General features: G+C 56.4%; 15 protein-coding genes. 5 read left to right on the top strand and 10 right to left on the bottom strand.

The features are described 5' to 3' along the window. Positions 1 to 23 precede the first annotated feature (23 nt). From ACUTSU_RS09920 to ACUTSU_RS09900, 5 genes are read right to left on the bottom strand one after another with little or no spacing between them, the layout of a single operon-like run. Positions 24 to 1,016 carry an ABC transporter ATP-binding protein gene (locus ACUTSU_RS09920; RefSeq protein WP_445652826.1) on the bottom strand — a complete coding sequence of 331 codons (993 nt, stop codon included), beginning with the start codon at positions 1,014 to 1,016 and terminating at the stop codon, positions 24 to 26. Between the two features lie 3 nt (positions 1,017 to 1,019). Continuing rightward, on the bottom strand, positions 1,020 to 1,805 hold the full coding sequence (locus tag ACUTSU_RS09915; RefSeq protein ID WP_445652825.1) for an ABC transporter permease: 786 nt from the start codon (positions 1,803 to 1,805) through the stop codon (positions 1,020 to 1,022). Between the two features lie 17 nt (positions 1,806 to 1,822). Then, positions 1,823 to 2,662, bottom strand: coding sequence for an ABC transporter permease (locus ACUTSU_RS09910; protein ID WP_445652824.1), 840 nt, complete (start codon positions 2,660 to 2,662; stop codon positions 1,823 to 1,825). A 9-nt stretch (positions 2,663 to 2,671) separates the two neighbouring features. After that, complete coding sequence (locus ACUTSU_RS09905) at positions 2,672 to 3,469, bottom strand: alkaline phosphatase family protein (protein WP_445652823.1); 798 nt, start codon at positions 3,467 to 3,469, stop codon at positions 2,672 to 2,674. A gap of 11 nt (positions 3,470 to 3,480) precedes the next feature. Beyond that, the gene (locus tag ACUTSU_RS09900) at positions 3,481 to 4,542 is read right to left on the bottom strand and encodes an ABC transporter substrate-binding protein (protein WP_445652822.1); all 1,062 of its coding nucleotides are present in this window, start codon (positions 4,540 to 4,542) and stop codon (positions 3,481 to 3,483) included. Between the two features lie 191 nt (positions 4,543 to 4,733). On the opposite strand from ACUTSU_RS09900, the gene ACUTSU_RS09895 reads away from it, so the two are divergent. Further along, positions 4,734 to 5,459 carry a UTRA domain-containing protein gene (locus ACUTSU_RS09895; RefSeq protein ID WP_445652821.1) on the top strand — a complete coding sequence of 242 codons (726 nt, stop codon included), beginning with the start codon at positions 4,734 to 4,736 and terminating at the stop codon, positions 5,457 to 5,459. Positions 5,460 to 5,533: 74 nt separating this feature from the next. Here the strand turns inward: ACUTSU_RS09895 and metH are convergent, their stop codons facing one another. Then, positions 5,534 to 9,229: a methionine synthase gene (metH, locus tag ACUTSU_RS09890; protein ID WP_445652844.1), complete on the bottom strand. Its 3,696-nt coding sequence runs from the start codon at positions 9,227 to 9,229 to the stop codon at positions 5,534 to 5,536. Positions 9,230 to 9,426: 197 nt separating this feature from the next. Between metH and iclR the strand changes: the two genes are divergently transcribed. The 4 genes from iclR (at position 9,427) to ACUTSU_RS09870 (ending at position 13,915) form a co-directional block, all read left to right on the top strand. Then, the gene (gene iclR, locus ACUTSU_RS09885) at positions 9,427 to 10,257 is read left to right on the top strand and encodes a glyoxylate bypass operon transcriptional repressor IclR (RefSeq protein WP_445652820.1); all 831 of its coding nucleotides are present in this window, start codon (positions 9,427 to 9,429) and stop codon (positions 10,255 to 10,257) included. 254 nt (positions 10,258 to 10,511) lie between these two features. After that, entirely contained in the window at positions 10,512 to 11,051 is a 540-nt protein-coding gene (gene gntK, locus ACUTSU_RS09880) for a gluconokinase (protein WP_445652819.1), read from the top strand. Positions 11,052 to 11,402: 351 nt separating this feature from the next. Then, the gene (gene edd, locus ACUTSU_RS09875; protein ID WP_445652818.1) at positions 11,403 to 13,217 is read left to right on the top strand and encodes a phosphogluconate dehydratase; all 1,815 of its coding nucleotides are present in this window, start codon (positions 11,403 to 11,405) and stop codon (positions 13,215 to 13,217) included. Between the two features lie 56 nt (positions 13,218 to 13,273). After that, positions 13,274 to 13,915 carry a bifunctional 4-hydroxy-2-oxoglutarate aldolase/2-dehydro-3-deoxy-phosphogluconate aldolase gene (locus ACUTSU_RS09870; protein WP_445652817.1) on the top strand — a complete coding sequence of 214 codons (642 nt, stop codon included), beginning with the start codon at positions 13,274 to 13,276 and terminating at the stop codon, positions 13,913 to 13,915. Between the two features lie 30 nt (positions 13,916 to 13,945). Here ACUTSU_RS09870 and aceK read toward each other — a convergent pair whose 3' ends face one another. The 4 genes from aceK to metA form a co-directional block, all read right to left on the bottom strand. Continuing rightward, complete coding sequence (gene aceK / locus ACUTSU_RS09865; protein WP_445652816.1) at positions 13,946 to 15,700, bottom strand: bifunctional isocitrate dehydrogenase kinase/phosphatase; 1,755 nt, start codon at positions 15,698 to 15,700, stop codon at positions 13,946 to 13,948. Between the two features lie 193 nt (positions 15,701 to 15,893). After that, positions 15,894 to 17,201 carry an isocitrate lyase gene (aceA, locus tag ACUTSU_RS09860; protein WP_445652815.1) on the bottom strand — a complete coding sequence of 436 codons (1,308 nt, stop codon included), beginning with the start codon at positions 17,199 to 17,201 and terminating at the stop codon, positions 15,894 to 15,896. 47 nt (positions 17,202 to 17,248) lie between these two features. Continuing rightward, entirely contained in the window at positions 17,249 to 18,847 is a 1,599-nt protein-coding gene (gene aceB, locus ACUTSU_RS09855; RefSeq protein WP_445654102.1) for a malate synthase A, read from the bottom strand. 388 nt (positions 18,848 to 19,235) lie between these two features. After that, positions 19,236 to 20,165, bottom strand: coding sequence for a homoserine O-succinyltransferase MetA (metA, locus tag ACUTSU_RS09850; protein ID WP_445654101.1), 930 nt, complete (start codon positions 20,163 to 20,165; stop codon positions 19,236 to 19,238). Positions 20,166 to 20,418 lie beyond the last annotated feature (253 nt).

Raw genomic sequence — 20,418 nt, 5'->3', positions numbered from 1 at the left:
TTCCGTTTGTCAGCGGGAAAATGTCATGCAACTTCCCGTAATGTAACAGTTTCTAAGTGTAGTCCAATTTCACTGCCGTCGGGCCGCAAATCCTCGACCGAGCGGTTGAGCACGTCGACCAGCAACTCCACACCGCGGGCCTGAATCCGATAGCGCACCACGTTGCCCAACAGGCTGTGGTTGAGGATAGTGGCAGCAATACCCTGCCCGGCAGGCAGTAAAGTCATGGATTCCGGGCGAACAGCCACCTTACCGCGATAAGTGCTGCCGGTCAAAACCGACGCCTGCTCGGCGCTCAGCAGGTTGTAGTTGCCGATAAACCCGGCGGCGAAAACATCGGCCGGTTGGGTGTATAAGGTTTCCGCATCGCCGCTTTGTACAATTTGCCCCTTGTTCATCAGCACAATGCGATCCGACAACGTCAACGCCTCCTCCTGATCGTGGGTGACAAAGATCGCCGTCAGGTTCAGTTCACGCTGGATCCGACGGATCTGTTCGCGCAGGTGTTTACGAATGCGGGCATCGAGTGCCGAGAGCGGTTCATCGAGCAATAACAAGCGCGGACGGGTCACCAGGGATCGCGCCAGCGCCACCCGTTGGCACTGGCCGCCGGAAAGCTGATGCGGATAGCGCCTGGCCAGTTCGGTCAGTTCCACCAGGGCCAGCACCTCCTGTACCCGCTGCTGGATCTGCCCGATCGGCAGCTTTTGCATTTTCAGGCCAAACGCCACATTGCCTTCAACCGTCATGTTCGGGAACAGCGCATAGCTCTGAAACACCATACCGATACCGCGGTTCTGCGGGGATACCGGCACCAGATCCTGCCCCTGCAGCAGGATCTGCCCACTGTCGACCGAAGTCAGCCCGGCCAGACAGCGCAGCAGCGTAGACTTGCCGCAGCCGCTCGGCCCCAGCAACGTGACAAACTCGCCTTCTTCGGCAGTAAAATCGATCTCCTGAAACACCTGGGTCTGCCCATAATGTTTGTTAAGGCGAGTAACGTTGAGATAAGCCATGGGTTAGCCCTTATTTTTATTCAGTAAATTCGCCAACCAGGTGACGATAAGCACCACGGCGAAATATGAAATGACCAGTGCGCTGGTGAAATGGCCACTGCCGTTGCGCATGTTAAACAGGTAAACCTGCAGCGTTTCGTACTGGCTGCCTACCAGCAGGTTGGCGAAGACGAATTCGCCAATCAGGAAAGAGAACGACAGCAGCACGGCAATCATTCCACCCTTGCGCAGGTTCGGCAGCACCACCAACAGCGCCGCTTTCCAGGTGCTGGCACCCAACAAATGGGCGGCGTCCATCAGGTCACGCAGGTTAATCGCCTGCATGTTGTTGCTGATAGCGCGGTAAATAAACGGCAGCGCAATCGAGAAATAGCAGCCGATCAGGATCCATGGCGTCCCCAGTAACGGCAGCGGATCGGCGGCGAACAGTTGCATCAACCCCACCGCCGATACCACCGGTGGCACGGCGAATGGCAGCAGGATCAGCACATTCATCACCGCATCCAGCTTGGGGAAATAGTAAGCAATCACAAACATCATCGGCAAAATCACCATCACCGCCAGCACCAGAGTGCCAAAGCAGATCAGCAGCGAGTGCCATAGCGCCAGCAGGAAGCGCGGATCGCGCCATAACGCCACCAGCCATTTCAGGGTAAAACCGTCCGGCACTATGGTCGCGCCCCATTGGGTGGCCAGCGCATAAATCAGCGTCGCCGCCAGCGGTAACAGCAGGATCAGCAGCAGCAAGCCGCTCACTACGCGGTGATAGCCGGTTTCAAAACGCGACATGGCCGCCCTCCGCAATATTATGAGCGTGCATTAAGGTAACTCCTGCGCAGCAGCCACTGATGAATCAGAGTGATAAATGCCATCATCGCCACCAGCAGCATCGCCAGCGCACTGGCCAGGTTAGGTTCGAGGGAGATATCCCCCGCCACCAGTGCCGAAATACGTATCGGGATCACGTTGAAATTGCCGGTGGTCAGCGCATAGACCGTGGCATAGGCACCCAACGCATTGGCCAACAGGATGACAAAGGTCCCCATCAGGGCCGGTGCCAGCACCGGCAGGCCGATATGCCGCCAATAGCGCCACGGGCTGGCACCGAGCAAGGATGCCGATTCGCGCCAGTCTTCACGCAGCGCATCAAACGCCGGGTACAGCAGCAGCACGCCGAGCGGGATCTGGAAGTAGGTGTAGAGCACGATCAGCCCGGTTTTGGAGTAAAGGTTAAAACTCTCCATCAGGCCGTACTTGCGCAGCAATAGCGTCAGGCAGCCGTTTAACCCCAGCAGGATGACAAAGGCGAATGCCAGCGGCACCCCGGCGAAGTTGCTGGTCATGTTGGTAAACGACATCACAAAGTCATGGAACCGCGTCTGACCCAGTTGACGCAGTGAGTAACTGCCCACCAAGGCGATCAACAATCCATAAACGCTCGACCAGAGGGAAATCTCCAGCGAGAACTGAAACGCCTGCAGATAGAACGGCGAGGTCAGCACATCAACATAGTTGGCCAGCCCCCAGCCGCTGCTCTGGCTGAAAAAGCTGCTGACCGCAATCCACACCAGTGGCGCGATTTGGAACGCACCAAACAGCAGGATGAACGGCAACAGGCACAAAGCGGCAATCCACTTGGCTTTCATTAATCACCCTTATGCCAACAGCGCACGGCAACGCGGCTTGTTGTGTGCCACCTGCAGCACTTCGCACAGCGTGCCGCACAGGTCGGTTTGTTGCGGGTCGGCATCGTTTTGGCTAAATGCACTGCCGAAGACAAACAGCGGTACCTGACGTTCTTCCGCCAGCACGCCGCCGTGGCTGCGATCGTCATTCATGCCGTGATCGGCGGTGACCATCACCTGATAGCCGTCCGCCAACCAATCAGCCAAATAGCGCGACAGCACGCCGTCGGCATTACGCGCCGAATTGCGGTATTGCGGCGAAGACAGGCCGAAGCGGTGCCCGGCATCATCAATATTCATCGGGTGGATCAGCAAGAAATCGGGCTGATGACGACGGCGTAGGCTTTCGGCATCGTCAAACAGATGGGAATCCGGGTAGCGGTCGTCGTAATAAAAATGGCCGTGCTGGATCGGCAGCTCGGTATCGTCGGTATGGCGATCGCGGGCGGCATCAAACGGGGTGCGGTTATACAGCTCACTGAACCAATAGTAGGCCGCCGCCGCGGTAGTCAGCCCTGCGGCACGCGCATAGTGAAACACGCTTTGCTGCTGCGATAGGCGTGATACCTGATTATGCACCACGCCGCTCTCCACCGGCGGCACGCCGGTGAGGATGCACTCATACAGCGGCCGGGAGAGCGAGGGTAGCTCGCTCTCCAGCTGATACAACCGCCCGCGCCCTGCCGCACATTCGGCCTGCAGGTAGCCCATAGCGTCATGCGCCACCTGATAGTTCAGACCGTCCAGCAGTACGAGGATCGTTTTCATAAAGGCTTAGCTCACTGCTGCATAAACATAATGACGTTTTCCTGCCACATACGCGGCAGCGTTTTGGCGCTTTGCTCCCAGGCCGCTGGATCGGCGATTGGGTGAGCGTTTTTATACTGTTCGGCCGGCAGCAGCTTGGCTTTGACATCGTCTGGCAGCGTCAGATGTTCGGCACGGATAGGGCGGGCATAGCCACGCGCCAGGTTGATCTGGCCGGCGTCGGAGAAGATGTATTCACGCGCCAGTTTGGCGGCATTCGGGTGCTTGGCGTATTTGTTGATGATAGTGGTGTAGCCGGAGGTGATTGAGCCGTCGGACGGGATCAGCACTTCAAAACGGGTTTTGTCGATCTGGTCACGGTAGTTAAGGCCGTTAAAGTCCCAGACTACGCCGACCTGCACTTCGCCTTTTTCCAGTGAGGCGATCACCGGGTTGCTCAGGCTCAGACGTCCGGCTTTCGCCAGCTTGCCGAAGAATTCCAGGCCCGGCTTCAGGTTCTTCTCATTGCCGCCCATGGCGTAAGTTGCCGCCAATACGCCGCTGGCCGCCTGCGAGGCGGTACCTACGTCACCGATAGTGACCTGATAAGTTCCTTTCAGCAGATCCTCCCAGCTATGCGGGACCTCTTTCACCTGTTGCTTGTTGATGATGAAAGCAATGGTGCCGGTATAGGCCAGCGCCCAATGACCGTCTTTGTCTTTCGCCCAGTCAGGCACCTGATCCCAGGTGGATGGCTTGTACGGCTGGGTCACCCCTTTTTGTACCGCGATCGGGCCGAATGCTGCGCCCACATCACCAATATCCGCCGTAGCGTTGCTCTTTTCGGCATCAAACTTGGCGATTTCCTGCGCCGAGCTCATGTCGGTATCGGCATGCTTCAGGCCGTACTTGCTCAATAGATCCTGCCAGGTGTCTTTCCAGTTGGCCCAACTGTCCGGCATACCGACGCTATTGACTTCCCCTTCCTTCTTGGCAGCCTGTGCCAGCGCCGCCAGATCGGAATCGGCAGCCCAGCTCGCTTGGCTGGACAGGATAATGGCACTGGTTAACACAGAAGCGCACAAACGTTTCATAACTGATGCTCCGGGTGGTAGTGTGGAAGTGGCTGGACTAGTCCAGCAAGAACCAAGCCAATCTAACGGACGAATGTGATAATTATATGTCAGTCTAAAAAAGCAGCATTTTTATTGCATTCGGGCGTCACCGGAGCTTGCGTTGGTCTACCTTTAGCGGGGCAAAGCGCACTCAATTGGGGCAACTGTGCATGAATGATGTACCGACCACGGTGGCGGCGATCTGCCGGACGCTAACCGCCCGCATCGCCGACGGGGAGTTCAACGCCGACGGCAAACTGCCTTCCGAGCGAGCCCTGAGCGAACAGTTTTCCACCACCCGCATTACGCTGCAGGAAGCTCTCGGCCAGTTGGAGGCGCAGGGAGTGATTTACCGTCAGGTCAGGCGGGGCTGGTTTATTTCGCCGCCACGGTTGGTGTACAACCCGTTGCAGCGCAGCCACTTCCACGCCATGGCGCAGCAGCAAGGGCGCGATGCCCATACCGAAGTGATCGACGCCACCACGCTGCCGCTGTACGGCAGCCTGTGCCAACGGCTGGACCTGCCTTCCGGTAGCGAGGTCTACCGCATTCGCCGGTTGCGATATATTGACGGGCGGGCAGTGCTGTATTGCGAGCACTACCTCAACCCGACCTACTTTGCCGGTATCCTGGATGCCGATTTGACGCAGTCGCTGACCGCACTGTACGCGGAACGCTACGGCATTCGTTATGGACGGGTACGTTTCGATATGCTGCCCACCCTGCTGCCGCAGGAAGCAGCCACCATGCTGAAAGTGACCTACGGCAGCCCGGCGCTGTTTATTACCCGGGTTAACCGCGATCAGCACGATCGGGTGATTGATTGTGATTTGGAATACTGGCGTTACGACGCGCTGCACATTGACGTAGAGGTGGTGGCGAATGACGCGGGGTAAAAAAGTGGGCCAACGTGTTGGCCCCTGCGGAGAAATTAGCCGGTAGGGGTGCCGCATGCTGCGCCCTCACTGATTTAGTCGGCGTCGTAGCCGAGGTTGGGTGCCAGCCAGCGTTCAACCTCACTGACGCTCATGTCCTTACGCGCCGCATAATCTTCCACCTGATCACGCTGGAGCTGCGCTACCGCAAAATACTTGCTTTGCGGATGGCTAAAGTACCAGCCGGACACTGCCGCTCCTGGCCACATGGCGAAGGATTCGGTCAACACCATACCGGTGTGGCGATTCACATCCAGCAGGCGCCAGATTTCCGCTTTCTCGGTGTGTTCCGGGCAAGCCGGATAGCCCGGTGCCGGGCGGATACCCTGATAGTTTTCGCGGATCAGCTCTTCGTTACTGAGGTTCTCTTCAGCCGCGAAGCCCCAGTGCAGCTTGCGCACCTGCTCGTGCAGATACTCGGCGAAAGCCTCCGCCAGGCGATCCGACAGCGCCTTCACCATGATTTTATTGTAATCATCGTGCTGTGCATCATAGGCCGCCGCCAGTTCATCCTCTTCCAGACCGCCGGTCACCGCAAAAGCGCCGAAGTAGTCGGCCTTGCCGCTGCTTTTCGGCGCGACAAAGTCCGCCAGGCAGTAGTTCGGGAAGTCGGTTTTTTCCGTCTGCTGGCGCAGGTGGCGGCTGACCACCAGCACCTCTTCGCGGTTTTCGTCGCGATACACCTCAATGTCGTCACCGACGCGGTTGGCCGGGAACAAGCCATACACGCCGCGCGGATTGAGGCTGCTGTTGGCGGCCAGCATGTCCAGCATCTGGTTGGCATCGGCGAACAGACGCTTGGCCTCTTCACCCACCACCTCGTCTTCCAGAATCCGTGGATATTTGCCTGCCAGCGACCAGGTCATAAAGAACGGTGTCCAGTCGATGTACTGCCGCAGCGTCTCGATGCCGGCCTCTACCGCATGTACCCCAAGCTGCTTCGGCACCGGCGGCTGGTAGTTTTCCCAATCCAGCGCCATGGCGTTATCGCGCGCTTTTTGCAGGCTGACCGGTGGGGTGCGCGGTTTTTTACGCGCATGCTGGATACGCACGGTTTCGTATTCTTTGCGGGTGCGCGCCACAAAATCGTCGCGCTGAGTATCGGACAGCAAGGCCGACACCACGCCCACGGTGCGTGAGGCATTTTGCACGTAGGTGGTCGAGCCGCTGTAGTTCTGTTCAATCTTCACCGCCGTATGCGCCTTGGAGGTGGTCGCCCCGCCAATCAGCAACGGCAGGGTAAAGCCCTGGCGCTCCATCTCTTTGGCCACGTTGACCATTTCATCCAGCGACGGAGTGATCAGCCCCGACAGGCCGATGATGTCCACGTTCTGCTCGCGTGCGGTTTTCAGGATTTTCTCCGTCGGCACCATCACGCCCAGATCGACGATTTCGTAGTTGTTGCACTGCAACACGACTCCGACGATGTTTTTGCCGATGTCATGCACGTCGCCCTTCACCGTCGCCAGCAGGATTTTGCCCGCCGTGGTGCCTTTCTGCTTGCTGGCCTCAATGTAAGGCTCCAGATAAGCCACCGCCTGCTTCATCACGCGGGCGGACTTCACCACTTGCGGCAGGAACATCTTGCCTTCGCCGAACAGGTCGCCGACGACGTTCATGCCCGCCATCAGCGGCCCTTCGATCACTTCGATCGGGCGTTCCGCCCGCTGCCGGGCCTCTTCGGTATCCAGCTCGATAAATTCAGTGATCCCTTTCACCAGCGAGTATTCCAGCCGCTTTTCGACCGGCCAGCCGCGCCATTCCGCCTGCTGTACTGCCACTTCATTATCTTTGCTACCACGGTATTTTTCCGCCAGGTCCAGTAGCCGCTCTGTACCGTCGTCGCGGCGGTTGAGGATCACATCTTCTACCGCATCGCGCAGTTCTGCCGTCAGATCATCGTAGATCGCAAGTTGCCCGGCATTAACGATCCCCATGTCCATGCCGTTGCGGATCGCGTGATAAAGAAACACCGCGTGGATCGCCTCGCGTACTGGATCGTTACCGCGGAATGAGAACGACACATTGGACACTCCACCGGAGATCATCGCATGCGGCAGGTGGGTTTTGATGTCGGCACAGGCTTCGATAAAGTCGACAGCGTAGTTGTTATGCTCTTCAATACCGGTAGCAACGGCAAATATATTCGGGTCAAAAATGATGTCTTCCGGCGGGAAGCCGACGCGCTCGGTCAGAATTTTATAGGCACGGCGACAAATCTCGAACTTGCGCTCGCGGGTATCAGCCTGGCCCACTTCGTCAAACGCCATCACCACTACCGCCGCACCGTAACGACGCACCAGTCTGGCGTGATGAATAAAGGCTTCTTCGCCCTCTTTCATCGAGATCGAGTTAACGATACCTTTGCCCTGGATGCACTTCAGCCCCTTTTCTATCACCGACCATTTGGAGGAGTCGATCATGATCGGCACACGGGCAATATCCGGCTCACCGGCGATCAGGTTGAGGAAGCGCACCATCGCCGCTTCGGCGTCGAGCATCCCCTCATCCATGTTGATATCGATAATCTGTGCGCCGCTTTCCACCTGCTGACGGGCAACGTCCAGTGCTTCGCTGTATTTCTCTTCTTTGATCAGCCGCTTAAAACGGGCGGAGCCGGTGACGTTGGTGCGCTCGCCGACGTTGACGAACAGCGTTTTGGCGTCGATATTCAACGGCTCAAGGCCGGCCAGGCGACAGGCTACCGGGATCTCCGGTAGTTGGCGCGGTGGTACGCCCGCCACGGCCTTGACCATCGCGGCAATGTGTTCCGGCGTGGTACCGCAGCAACCACCGATAATATTCAGGAAGCCGGCCTGCGCCCACTCGCCGACCTGTTTCGCCATCTCTTGCGCGTCCAGATCGTATTCGCCGAAGGCGTTGGGCAACCCGGCGTTGGGATGAGCGGTGACGTAACTTTCCGAGATACGCGACAGCTCAGCAACGTATTGGCGCAGCTCGTCCGGGCCCAGCGCACAGTTCAGGCCAAAGCTCAGCGGTTTGACGTGGCGCATCGAGTTATAGAAGGCTTCGGTGGTCTGGCCCGACAGGGTACGACCAGAGGCGTCGGTAATGGTGCCGGAAATCATGATCGGCAGCGCCACGCCCAGGGCTTCAAATTCGGTTTCCACCGCAAAAGCGGCGGCTTTGGCGTTCAGGGTATCGAAGATGGTTTCGATCATGATCAGATCGACGCCACCTTCCACCAGCGCGCGCGTTGATTCGCGGTAGGCTTCCACCAGCTCATCGAAAGAAACATTACGGAACGCCGGATCGTTGACGTTCGGTGAAATAGAGGCGGTACGGTTGGTCGGGCCCAGTACTCCGGCCACATAACGTGGCTTTTCTGGCGTGCGTGCGGTCCATTCATCGGCACAGGTACGCGCCAGGCAGGCGGCCTGATAGTTAATCTCGGCGGACAGCGACTCCATATGGTAGTCGGCCATGGCGATGGACGTGGAGTTGAAGGTATTGGTTTCGAGAATGTCGGCCCCCGCTTCCAGGTAGCCGTAGTGAATGGCGGTGATCACTTCTGGTTTGGTTAACACCAGCAGGTCATTATTGCCTTTCAGATCGCTCCGCCAGTCGGCAAAACGCTCGCCACGAAAGTCACTTTCTTCCAGACGATAGCTCTGGATCATGGTGCCCATGCCGCCGTCCAACACTAAAATTCGCTGCGCTAACTGCCGGCGCAGTTGTTCTACTCGATTTGTCACTGTAGCCCCTTCAATTACCGATCCAGCCCATCGCTCAATTGCTGCAAAAACCAACGAGCCATCCTAGCACAGGTGCAATGGCAAAGGGGTGAGCGCTAATTGAGAGTTTTTCAGGTTGCCGAGCAACAGATCCGATGAGCTGACTGGCGGCTTGCAATTCACACGTAAAAAACGAAAATGAATTCCATCATACGGAAAAAGGAACATGAATTATGGTCACCCCTGCTCCTGCCAAACGTGGCAAAAAGCCCCGTACTGCATCCCCGACCGCCAGTGCGGCGACCGGTCAGGTACAGTCGCTGACCCGTGGTCTGAAATTATTGGAATACATTGCCGAAGCCCAGGGCAATGTCGCGCTAACCGATCTGGCCCAACAGGCCGGCTTGCCGAATTCCACCACCCACCGCCTGCTCACCACCATGCAACAGCAAGGGTTCGTACGGCAGGTGGGCGATTTGGGCCTGTGGACCATCGGTTCACACGCCTTTGTGGTCGGCAGCAGCTTTTTGCAGAGTCGTAATCTTTTGGCGATGGTGCACCCAACGCTGCGTCGCCTGATGGAAGAGTCCGGCGAGACGGTTAATCTGGCGGTGCTGGATACCAGCGAGTATCAGGCCATTATTATCGATCAGGTACAGTGCACCGCGTTAATGCGCATGTCGGCACCGATCGGCGGTAAACTGCCGATGCACGCTTCCGGCGCGGGGAAAGCCTTTCTTTCCACCCTGCCGGATGAGCAGGTCACCAAACTGCTGCATAAAAAGGGCATGCAAACCTACACCCAACATACCCTGACGCCGCACAACCTGAAAGAAGGGCTGGCGCAAATTCGCAAGCAGGGCTTTTCCTTTGACGACGAAGAACATGCGCTCGGCCTGCGCTGCGTAGCAGCCTGCATCTTCGACGAGCACCGTGAAGCTTTCGCCGCCATCTCCATCTCCGGTCCGGTGTCTCGTATCACCGACAACCGCGTGACTGAGCTGGGCGCGCTGGTGATCCATGCGGCGAAAGAGATCAGCCTGGAATATGGCGGCGTGCGTTAAACATAGCCCTCTCTGGGGTGCAATTTCTGCGCCCCGGCCTGTTTCGCCCTCTGCTGTTGTCAGCGTGTAAAATGCTGTGCCGATCCTGTTTCCCTCCCCCAATAAAAACTTGAAGCCGATCACAGTTACCGATCCTGCCTGCGAAAGCCCATTGCAACCGGTGAAACTTCCTCCGACAATGTTACCGATAACATGTTACCGGTAACATATCAATTTAAAGCCTGTGACGCCACCCGGTGTTTTGGAGCCAAACCATGAGCAAGAATCAAAATCGTATTTACGTTGTGATGGGTGTGTCCGGCAGCGGCAAGTCCGCTGTCGCCGCCGCCGCCGCTCGCCAACTGTCCGCTAACTTTCTCGACGGCGATTTTCTGCATCCGCGCAGTAATATCCTGAAGATGGCCTCCGGCGCAGCACTGAACGACGAAGATCGCGCCCCGTGGTTGGCCGCGCTCAACAATGCCGCTTTCGCCATGCAGCGGACCAACAGCGTGTCGCTCATCGTCTGCTCCGCGCTAAAAAAACATTACCGCGACCGTCTCCGTACTGGCAACGATAACCTGTCGTTCATCTATCTGCATGGCGACTTCTCGGTTATCGAGTCTCGCCTGGCGGCACGCAACGGTCACTTCTTCAAACCGCAAATGCTGATCACCCAGTTTGCCACTCTGGAACAACCGGGTGCTGACGAACCCGATGTGATAGCGGTCGACATCAACCAACCGTTGGCAGCAGTGATCGCCGATACCGTACGCCATATTCAGAGCTCCCTGCCGCAGGATGTGTGCGCGTGAACACTCTGATGTTGGCTGGTACCGCAGCAGGCTCGGCTTTACTGTTGTGATTCCTGGTCATGAGGGCACGCCTGCACGCTTTTGTCGCACTGAAGTTGGTATTCATCGTCACCGACATCTTCTCCGACACGCTGCAAGTTCACATTACCAACACCGTGTAAAAAAGCATGAGCTTCCTGTCAGGCTTGGTAACGCTGGGTGAGGCGCTGCTCAGCCTCGACGTTCTCGGTCTGCTCGCTTTCACGGTATTTTAAGCCCTAAATCGCCCCGCTCTTGCACACCAGGGTTGCAATTCATCACCGGGGGCACCGCCACAGGCGGCAACAATAACAATAGCAATGTGAGGAAGGCATGATTAATCCCACCCTATCCCGTGTCACACAACGCATCATCGACCGTTCCAAATCGAGCCGCGCCACCTATCTGGCGCGCATCGAAGCGGCCCGTTCCCAAACCGTACACCGCGCGCAATTGGCCTGTGGCAACCTTGCCCACGGCTTCGCTGCCTGCCAGCCGGATGACAAAACTGCGCTGAAGAATATGGTGCGCAGCGATATCGCCATCATTACCGCTTATAACGACATGTTGTCTGCCCACCAGCCCTACGAAAACTACCCACAAAAGCTGAAACAGGCACTGCACGCGGTAGGGGCTGTCGGCCAAGTGGCTGGCGGCGTCCCGGCGATGTGCGACGGTGTGACTCAAGGGCAGGACGGCATGGAGCTGTCGCTGATGAGTCGTGACGTGATCGCCATGTCGTCCGCCATCGGCCTGTCGCACAATATGTTCGACGGCGCGTTGTTCCTCGGCATCTGCGACAAAATCGTGCCGGGACTGGTGATGTCCGCCCTGTCCTTCGGCCATTTACCGGCGCTGTTTGTCCCCGCCGGCCCGATGAGCAGCGGCTTGCCGAACAAAGAGAAAGTCCGGGTGCGCCAACTGTATGCCGAAGGCAAGGCCGACCGTCTGGCACTGCTGGAGGCCGAGGCCGCCTCCTACCATGGCATCGGCACCTGCACCTTCTACGGCACCGCCAACACCAACCAAATGGTGATGGAAGTGATGGGGCTGCACCTGCCGGGGGCCTCTTTCGTCCACCCTGATACACCGCTGCGCGATGCATTGACCGACGCGGCCGCACGTCAGGTCACTCGCCTGACCGAAACCGCCGGTAACTATCTGCCGATCGGCCGACTGGTGGATGAGAAGGTGGTGGTGAACGGTATCGTTGCGCTGTTGGCTACCGGTGGCTCCACCAATCTGACCATGCACATGGTGGCAATGGCGCGCGCCGCCGGCATCATTATCAACTGGGATGACTTCTCCGAACTATCGGACGCGGTGCCATTGTTATGCCGCATCTACCCGAACGGCCCGGCGGATATCAACCAATTCCAGGCCTCGGGCGGCGTAGCCCTGGTGGTGCGCGAACTGTTGAAACACGGGCTGCTGCACGAAGACGTACATACCGTGGCCGGTTTTGGCCTGACCCGCTACACCCAGGAACCCTGGCTGGATAATGGTCAACTTGCCTGGCGTGAGGGCACGGAAGTGTCTCTCGACGCCAAAGTTATCGCCAGCGTGGCCGAGCCTTTCGAGCACCACGGCGGTACCAAGGTGCTGGCCGGTAATCTCGGCCGGGCGGTAATGAAAACCTCGGCTGTCCCCGCCGAAAACCAGATTATCGAAGCGCCGGCGGTGGTATTTGAAAGTCAGCATGACATCGTTCCGGCGTTTGAAGCCGGCAAACTGGATCGCGATTGTGTGGTGGTGGTGCGCTTCCAAGGGCCACAGGCCAATGGCATGCCAGAACTGCACAAACTGATGCCGCCGCTGGGCGTATTGATGGACCGTGGCTTTAAAGTGGCCCTGGTAACCGATGGCCGTCTGTCCGGCGCTTCCGGCAAGGTTCCGTCCGCCATTCACGTGACCCCGGAAGCCTACACCGGTGGCATGCTGGCCAAGGTGCAAAACGACGACCTGATCCGCGTGAACGGCCGCACCGGCGAGCTGGCATTGTTGGTCGATGCCGACCTGCTGGCCCAGCGCGCACCTTATCAACCTGACCTGAGCGCAGAACATATCGGCTGTGGCCGTGAACTGTTCGGCGCCTTGCGCAGCCAGCTTTCCGGTGCCGAACAGGGTGCCTGCTGCATTAAATTTTAACCGAAAGCATGGCCACACAGCCTGACGGCGGCGGCCATAACTGGAGAAAAACGTTAATGAACAATTGGAAGACAAGCGCAGAGCAGATCCTGATGGCCGGACCTGTGGTCCCGGTGATCGTCATCAGCAAACTGGAACATGCGGTACCGTTGGCGAAAGCCCTGGTCGCCGGTGGCGTGCGGGTATTGGAAGTGACGCTGCGCACCGCCTGCGCGATGGACGCGATCCGTGCGATTGCCAAAGAAGTGCCGGACGCAATTATCGGTGCCGGTACCGTCATTAATCCACAGCAACTGCAGGAAGTGACCGACGCCGGCGCACAGTTCGCCATCAGCCCAGGCCTGACCGCCGATCTGCTGAAAGCGGCCACTACCGGGTCTATTCCGTTAATTCCCGGTATTTGTACCGTGTCGGAACTGATGCTGGGGATGGATCACGGCCTGCGCGAGTTTAAATTCTTCCCAGCGGAAGCCAACGGTGGCGTGAAAGCGCTGCAGGCCATCAGTGGCCCGTTCCCGCAGGTACGCTTCTGCCCAACCGGCGGCATCTCACCGAACAACTACCGTGACTATCTGGCACTGAAAAGCGTGCTGTGCATCGGCGGCTCCTGGCTGGTACCGGCAGATGCACTGGAAAGCGGTGACTACGCACGCATCACCGAATTGGCGCGCGCCGCCGTTGCGGGTGCAAAAGCGTAATCTTGTCGGGCGCGGTAATCAACCGCGCCCTTATGCAGTCGCCGATGTCGCGGGCAGCGCCGCACCACTACGCTGGCTGAAACGCCGCTTTTTGCGGTAAGCAAACACGTCTTCCACATGCCCATCGCGGATGCGCTGTTGCAACCCGCGCCAGTAATCGGCCTCGAACAGGTCACGATGCATCTCTTCAAACACCTGCCGAATGCGCCGATCGCCACACAGGAAATGCCTGAACTCCTCCGGGAATACATCATTGGGTGACACGCTGTACCAGGGTTCGCTGGCCAACTCGTCTTCCGGATAGCGCGGTGGTGGAATATCGCGGAAGTTGACCTCGGTCATGTAGCAAATCTCATCGTAGTCATAGAACACCACCCGCCCGTGCCGGGTCACACCAAAATTTTTGAACAGCATATCGCCGGGGAAAATATTGGCGGCGGCCAGCTGCTTGATGGCATTACCGTATTCTTCTATCGCATCGCGCATCTGCTGTTCATCGGCCTGCTCCAGATATAGATTCAGCGGCGTCATGCGTCGTTCCATATACAGATGCTTGATCGCGATGCGATCGCCCAGATCCTCCAGTTTGTCCGGCACCTCCCGCTGCAGTTCCGCCAGCAGCTCGGGACTGAGTCGCGCCTTGTCGACGACAAAGTTTTCGTACTCCTGGGTATCCGCCATGCGCCCTACGCGGTCGTGTTCTTTCACCAGTTGGTAGCAGGCCATCACCTGCGCCTGCGTCACCTCTTTTTGTGGCGCAAACTCATCCTTGATCACCTTGAATACCCGATCGAAAGAAGGCAGGGTAAACACCAGCATCACCATGCCCTTCACCCCCGGCGCGATGATGAACTGCTCCTGCGAGCCACTCATAAACGTCAGGTACTCACGGTAACATTCTGTTTTTCCATGCTTCTGGCAACCAATCGCCATATACAGCTCGGCGGTGGTTTTGCCCGGCAGTATTTCACGCAGCCACTCGACCAATGCCGCCGGCAGGGGCGCGTAAACCATAAAATAGGAGCGGGCGAAGCCGAATACGATGCTGGCCTCAGCCTTGCTGGTCAGGCAGGTATCAATAAACAAGGCGCCGGAATCACTGTGATGGATCGGCAGCAGGAAAGGATAGACCCGGCCTGTCACTCGCAATTTCCCCACCAACCAGGCCGCCTTGTTGCGGTAAAACAGCTCATTGGCGATCTGGAACGTCGCGCCGGCCAATTGCTGCGCGCTAAAACTCTGCTGCAAGGCCAGCGTGATGTAATCAATATCGCGCGATAAATTTTCCCATGGCAACCGCAGAGGCAAGTCGGTCAGCAGGTTGTACAGCATTGCCGAGACGTCACCGTTGGCGGTGAAATCGCGTGATAGTGGACGTGGGATATCACGAAAGCGCCCTTCTGGCTGGGAGCTGAAAACAAACAGTTTTTCCGGCGTCAGATCGCGATGCCTAAACAGCCGACAGTAGACCGAATTGAAGAAGCTTTCGGCAATCTCAAAACGTGGGTACTCCGGCAGCAGATCGGTATACACCGCCTTCACCCGGCTGGGGAAGTCTGCATCAAAATACTGTTGCCCGGTGATGCACTTCAGTTGCTCCACCACCAAGCCGACGTGATGATCGTACAGGTGGATTCGTTTTTTCATTGCCTGCTGTACTGCCGGCCAGTCCGCCCGCTCAAAACGCTGCTGCGCACCGGCGGTCACCTCCAGAAAGCGGCCGTACTGTGCATCAAAGCCCTGCAAGATCGTCTGCGCAATCAACAGCTCCAGTTTTGCCGCCATCCTTACCTCCCGCCAGAAAATAGAGCCTGCATAAGCAGGCCGAGACTGCTGACAAAGTCCACTGCGGTTAAAAGTTCTGATCTGAGAGCGAATAAAAACAAAGGATTATATCTTCTGATTTACCCCAAACACCCGAAAACCACGTTTTTCGGGTGTTTGTCATCAATCTGGCCCTGGTTTACGCGTGGCAGTATCAGAACTGCTGTTCTTCCGTAGAACCGGTCAATGCCGTCACTGAGGAGGCTCCGCCCTGAATAATGGTGGTTACCTTGTCGAAGTAACCGGTACCCACTTCCTGTTGGTGTGAGGCAAAGGTATAACCGCGAGCCACGGCGTCGAATTCCGGCTGCTGTACTTTTTCGACGTAGTGCTTCATGCCCTCACCCTGTGCATAGGCGTGTGCCAGGTCAAACATGTTGAACCACATGCTGTGGATGCCCGCCAGCGTGATGAACTGGTACTTGTAACCCATCGCCGACAGCTCTTCCTGGAAGCGAGCAATCGTCTGGTCGTCCAGGTTCTTTTTCCAGTTGAATGACGGCGAGCAGTTGTACGCCAGCAGTTTGCCCGGGAATTTGGCATGGATTGCATCGGCAAAGCGCTTAGCTGCCTGCAAATCCGGGGTGGAAGTTTCACACCACACCAGGTCAGCATATGGGCAATAGGCCAGTCCACGGCTGATCGCCTGCTCAACACCGGCGTGGGTGCGGAAGAAACCTTCGGCAGTGCGTTCACCGGACACAAATTCGCGATCGTACGGGTCGCAGTCAGAAGTCAGCAAATCGGCAGCATCAGCGTCAGTACGCGCAATAACCAGCGTCGGCACGCCGAGCACATCGGCTGCCAGACGTGCAGCAACCAATTTCTGGATCGCTTCCTGGGTCGGCACCAGCACTTTGCCACCCATATGACCGCATTTTTTCACCGCCGCCAGTTGGTCTTCGAAGTGCACCCCGGCAGCACCGGCTTCAATCATCGCCTTCATCAGTTCGAAGGCATTCAGCACGCCACCAAACCCGGCTTCGGCATCGGCGACGATCGGCAGGAAGTAGTCGGTGTAGCCTTTGCTGCCCGGTTCAATTTTGTTGGCCCACTGGATCTGATCGGCACGGCGGAAAGTATTGTTGATACGCTCAACCACACCCGGTACAGAGTCAACCGGGTACAGCGACTGGTCCGGGTACATCGCAGACGCCGTGTTGGCATCCGCCGCCACCTGCCAGCCAGACAGATAAATTGCCTCGACACCCGCCTTGGCCTGCTGCAACGCCTGGCCGCCGGTCAGCGCCCCCAGGCTGTTGACGTAGCCTTTGCGTGATTTACCGTGCAGCAGTTCCCACAGCTTGGCGGCACCGTTCTGTGCCAGAGTGCAAACCGGGTTAACCGAACCGCGCAGGTTGATGACGTCTTCCGCGCTGTACGGGCGGGTGATACCTTCCCAGCGATCTGATTTCCATTCCTGTTCCAGTTGTTGAATCTGTTGAGCACGAGAGGTAGACATAATTTTTATCCTTTTCAATAATGTAGGGTTAATGGTCAGGAACGGATTCAGGCCAGCAGCTCATAGCCAGGTAAAGTCAGGAAATCGATCAACTCATCTGAAACAGTGATTTTCTCCATCAGACGAGCGGCCTCGGTAAAGCGCCCATGACTAAAACGTTGCTCACCGAGCTCTTCTTGAATAACGAGAACTTCTTCGGCAAGCATTTGACGGAACAGTGCTTTAGTGACTAATTGCCCATTGCTGAGAGATTTTTCATGATGGATCCATTGCCAGATTGAGGTACGGGAAATTTCTGCCGTTGCCGCATCTTCCATCAGACCGTAAATCGGTACGCAGCCATTGCCAGAGATCCAGGCCTCGATGTATTGCACCGCCACGCGAATGTTGGCGCGCATGCCAGCTTCCGTCCGCTCGCCGTCGCACGGTTCCAGCAGTTGCGCAGCGCTGATCGGCGCATCGTTTTCACGCAGCACTTCCAGCTGGTTGCGGCGCTCACCGAGCACCCGGCTGAACACCTCCATCACGGTATCTGCCAGCCCCGGATGCGCCACCCAAGTGCCGTCATGACCATTATTGGCCTCCAGCTCTTTATCCGCCCGCACCTTGTTCAGCACCCAGGCATTCTTCTCTGCATCTTTGCTCGGGATAAACGCCGCCATACCGCCCATGGCAAAGGCACCGCGCTTGTGGCAGGTCTTGATCAGCAACCGGGAATAGGCGCTGAGGAATGACTTGTCCATGGTGACCGACTGACGATCCGGCAATACCCGGTCAGCATGGTTTTTCAGCGTCTTGATGTAGCTGAAGATGTAATCCCAACGGCCGCAATTCAGACCGACGATATGATCGCGCAGGTGGTAGAGGATCTCGTCCATCTGGAATACTGCCGGCAGCGTTTCAATCAGCACCGTGGCTTTGATCGTGCCGCGTGGCAGAGAGAAACGATCTTCGGCAAAGCTGAAGACTTCGCTCCACCAGGCCGCTTCCTGCCAGGACTGGGTTTTAGGCAGGTAGAAATAAGGGCCGCTGCCTTTAGCCAGCAGTTGACGATAGTTATGGAAGAAATACAGCGCAAAATCGAACAGGCCACCGGGGATCGCTTCCCCCTGCCACTGCACGTGTTTTTCCGGCAAATGCAGGCCGCGTACGCGCGCAATCAACACCGCCGGGTTCGGTTTTAACTGATAAATCTTGCCGGCTTCATTGGTGTAAGAAATGGTGCCGTTCACCGCGTCATGCAGGTTGATTTGGCCGTCGATGACTTTGTCCCAGCTCGGCGCCAGTGAGTCTTCGAAGTCAGCCATAAACACCTTCACATTAGCGTTCAGGGCGTTGATGACCATCTTGCGTTCAACAGGGCCAGTAATTTCCACGCGGCGATCACGCAGATCATCAGGAATACCACGAACTTTCCATTCACCGTTACGAATGGAACTGGTTTCCGAAATAAAATCAGGAAGCTCTCCTTGATCGATCTTCTGCTGCCAGCAGACACGCGCAGCCAACAGTTTGTTGCGCTGTGGAGTAAATTTACTCACCAATTCCACCAGGAATTCGACTGCGTCATCCGTCAACACCTGCCGTTCAGCAGCGCTAAAACCCTGCGTAAACGTTAATTCCGTGCCTACTATCTGTTGCGTCATTGTCTTGCTCCTTCCTATCGTTGCGCACCGCCGTTGCCATTCAGCCGGCGCATCTTCATCAGAAATCAGTGCGGATCAGGGCATATAAAAACGATCCCTAACTGGTCAGATCTCTTCTCTCTGAATCTAAGAATACTCAACTAAAAATAAAAATCAAAAACCATTTCCATTTTATTATAAAATATTTTATTAACCTTTTATTATCAATTAGTTAATAATCATAACAACAGACACTGTTAAGGAAACCGGTTCCACAGTAGCGTTGAAATTAATTTAAGTCTTTGTAAGAAAATGGTTTTTACTATAGAAAGTGTGAAATGAGGAAGACAGGTGGGGGAAGAGATGACGTCGGCGGCCTCGATTCAGCCGCCGATTAGGGTAAAAAGGATTACTCGAGGGTTGGGTTCATATGGCGCAGATCGTACGGCGTGATCTGGTAAACATAGTAGTTGAGCCAGTTGGCAAACAGCAGATGGCCATGGCTTCGCCAGGAGGCTTTGGGTGTGAGTTCGGGATTATCATCGGGGAAGTAATTCAGCGGTACCACAGGATTAAGACCTGCATCGTTATCGCGACTATACTCGCCAGCTAACGTTAGCGCATCATACTCCGGGTGTCCGGTCACAAACGCCAGCCGCTTGTCCTTACTGGCGAACAAATAGGCCCCGGTTTGCTCTGATTCAGCCAGGATATCCAGATCCGTATACTGACGGATAATTTCTGTCGGGAAGTCCGCATAGCGTGAATGCGGAGCCAGGAAGGTATCATCAAAGCCACGGGTCAGCAGCGTATGCTGTTGCAGTGTTTGATGCTGATAAACCCCCGACAGTTTCACTTCACGCGTCATCTTCGGAATACCATACAGAATGTTCAATGCCGCCTGCACCGCCCAGCATACAAACAGTGTGGAGGTGACGTGATTCTTGGCCCAGTCGATGACACGCTCAATCTGCGGCCAGTAGGCAACGTCACAGAAATCAACCAACCCTAGCGGTGCACCAGTGACAATCAATCCGTCGAAGTTCTCATCCTGAATATCTTCAAAATCACAGTAGAAGTTGTTCAGATGCTCCGCCGGCGTATTCTTCGACTCACGGCTATCGATACGCAACAGTTGGATGTCAATTTGCAGAGAAGAGTTGGAAAGCAGGCGTAAAAACTGATTTTCCGTCTCGATTTTCTTGGGCATCAGGTTAAGGATAAGCACTTTCAACGGCCTGATTTCCTGTGTTTTTGCCCGAGAGGATGTCATCACAAAGACATTCTCGTTGCGCAAAAAACTAACCGCAGGTAACTCATCAGGAACACGAATCGGCATTACTTAATCCTCATATATCCGCTTAAACGTTTAGACATCCAGATGCCCGAAGATAGCGTTTTTTTAGCAAGATGTCGAGTGTTCAACCGGAAGGTGAAAATGTTTCATTGCCTTGGCATAGACAGGATTTATACGTTTTAGGAAAGCACAAAGCAAAAAGCCCCATGCTTTCGCATGAGGCTTCTTACTTTTTTTGATGCTTGGCAGTGTCCTACTCTCGCATGGGGAGACCCCACACTACCATCGGCGCTAC

The organism is Serratia sp. NA_13 (assembly GCF_052691735.1).
The sequence above is the reverse complement of the archived record's forward strand: the minus strand, read 5'-3'. Positions and strand labels throughout refer to the sequence as shown.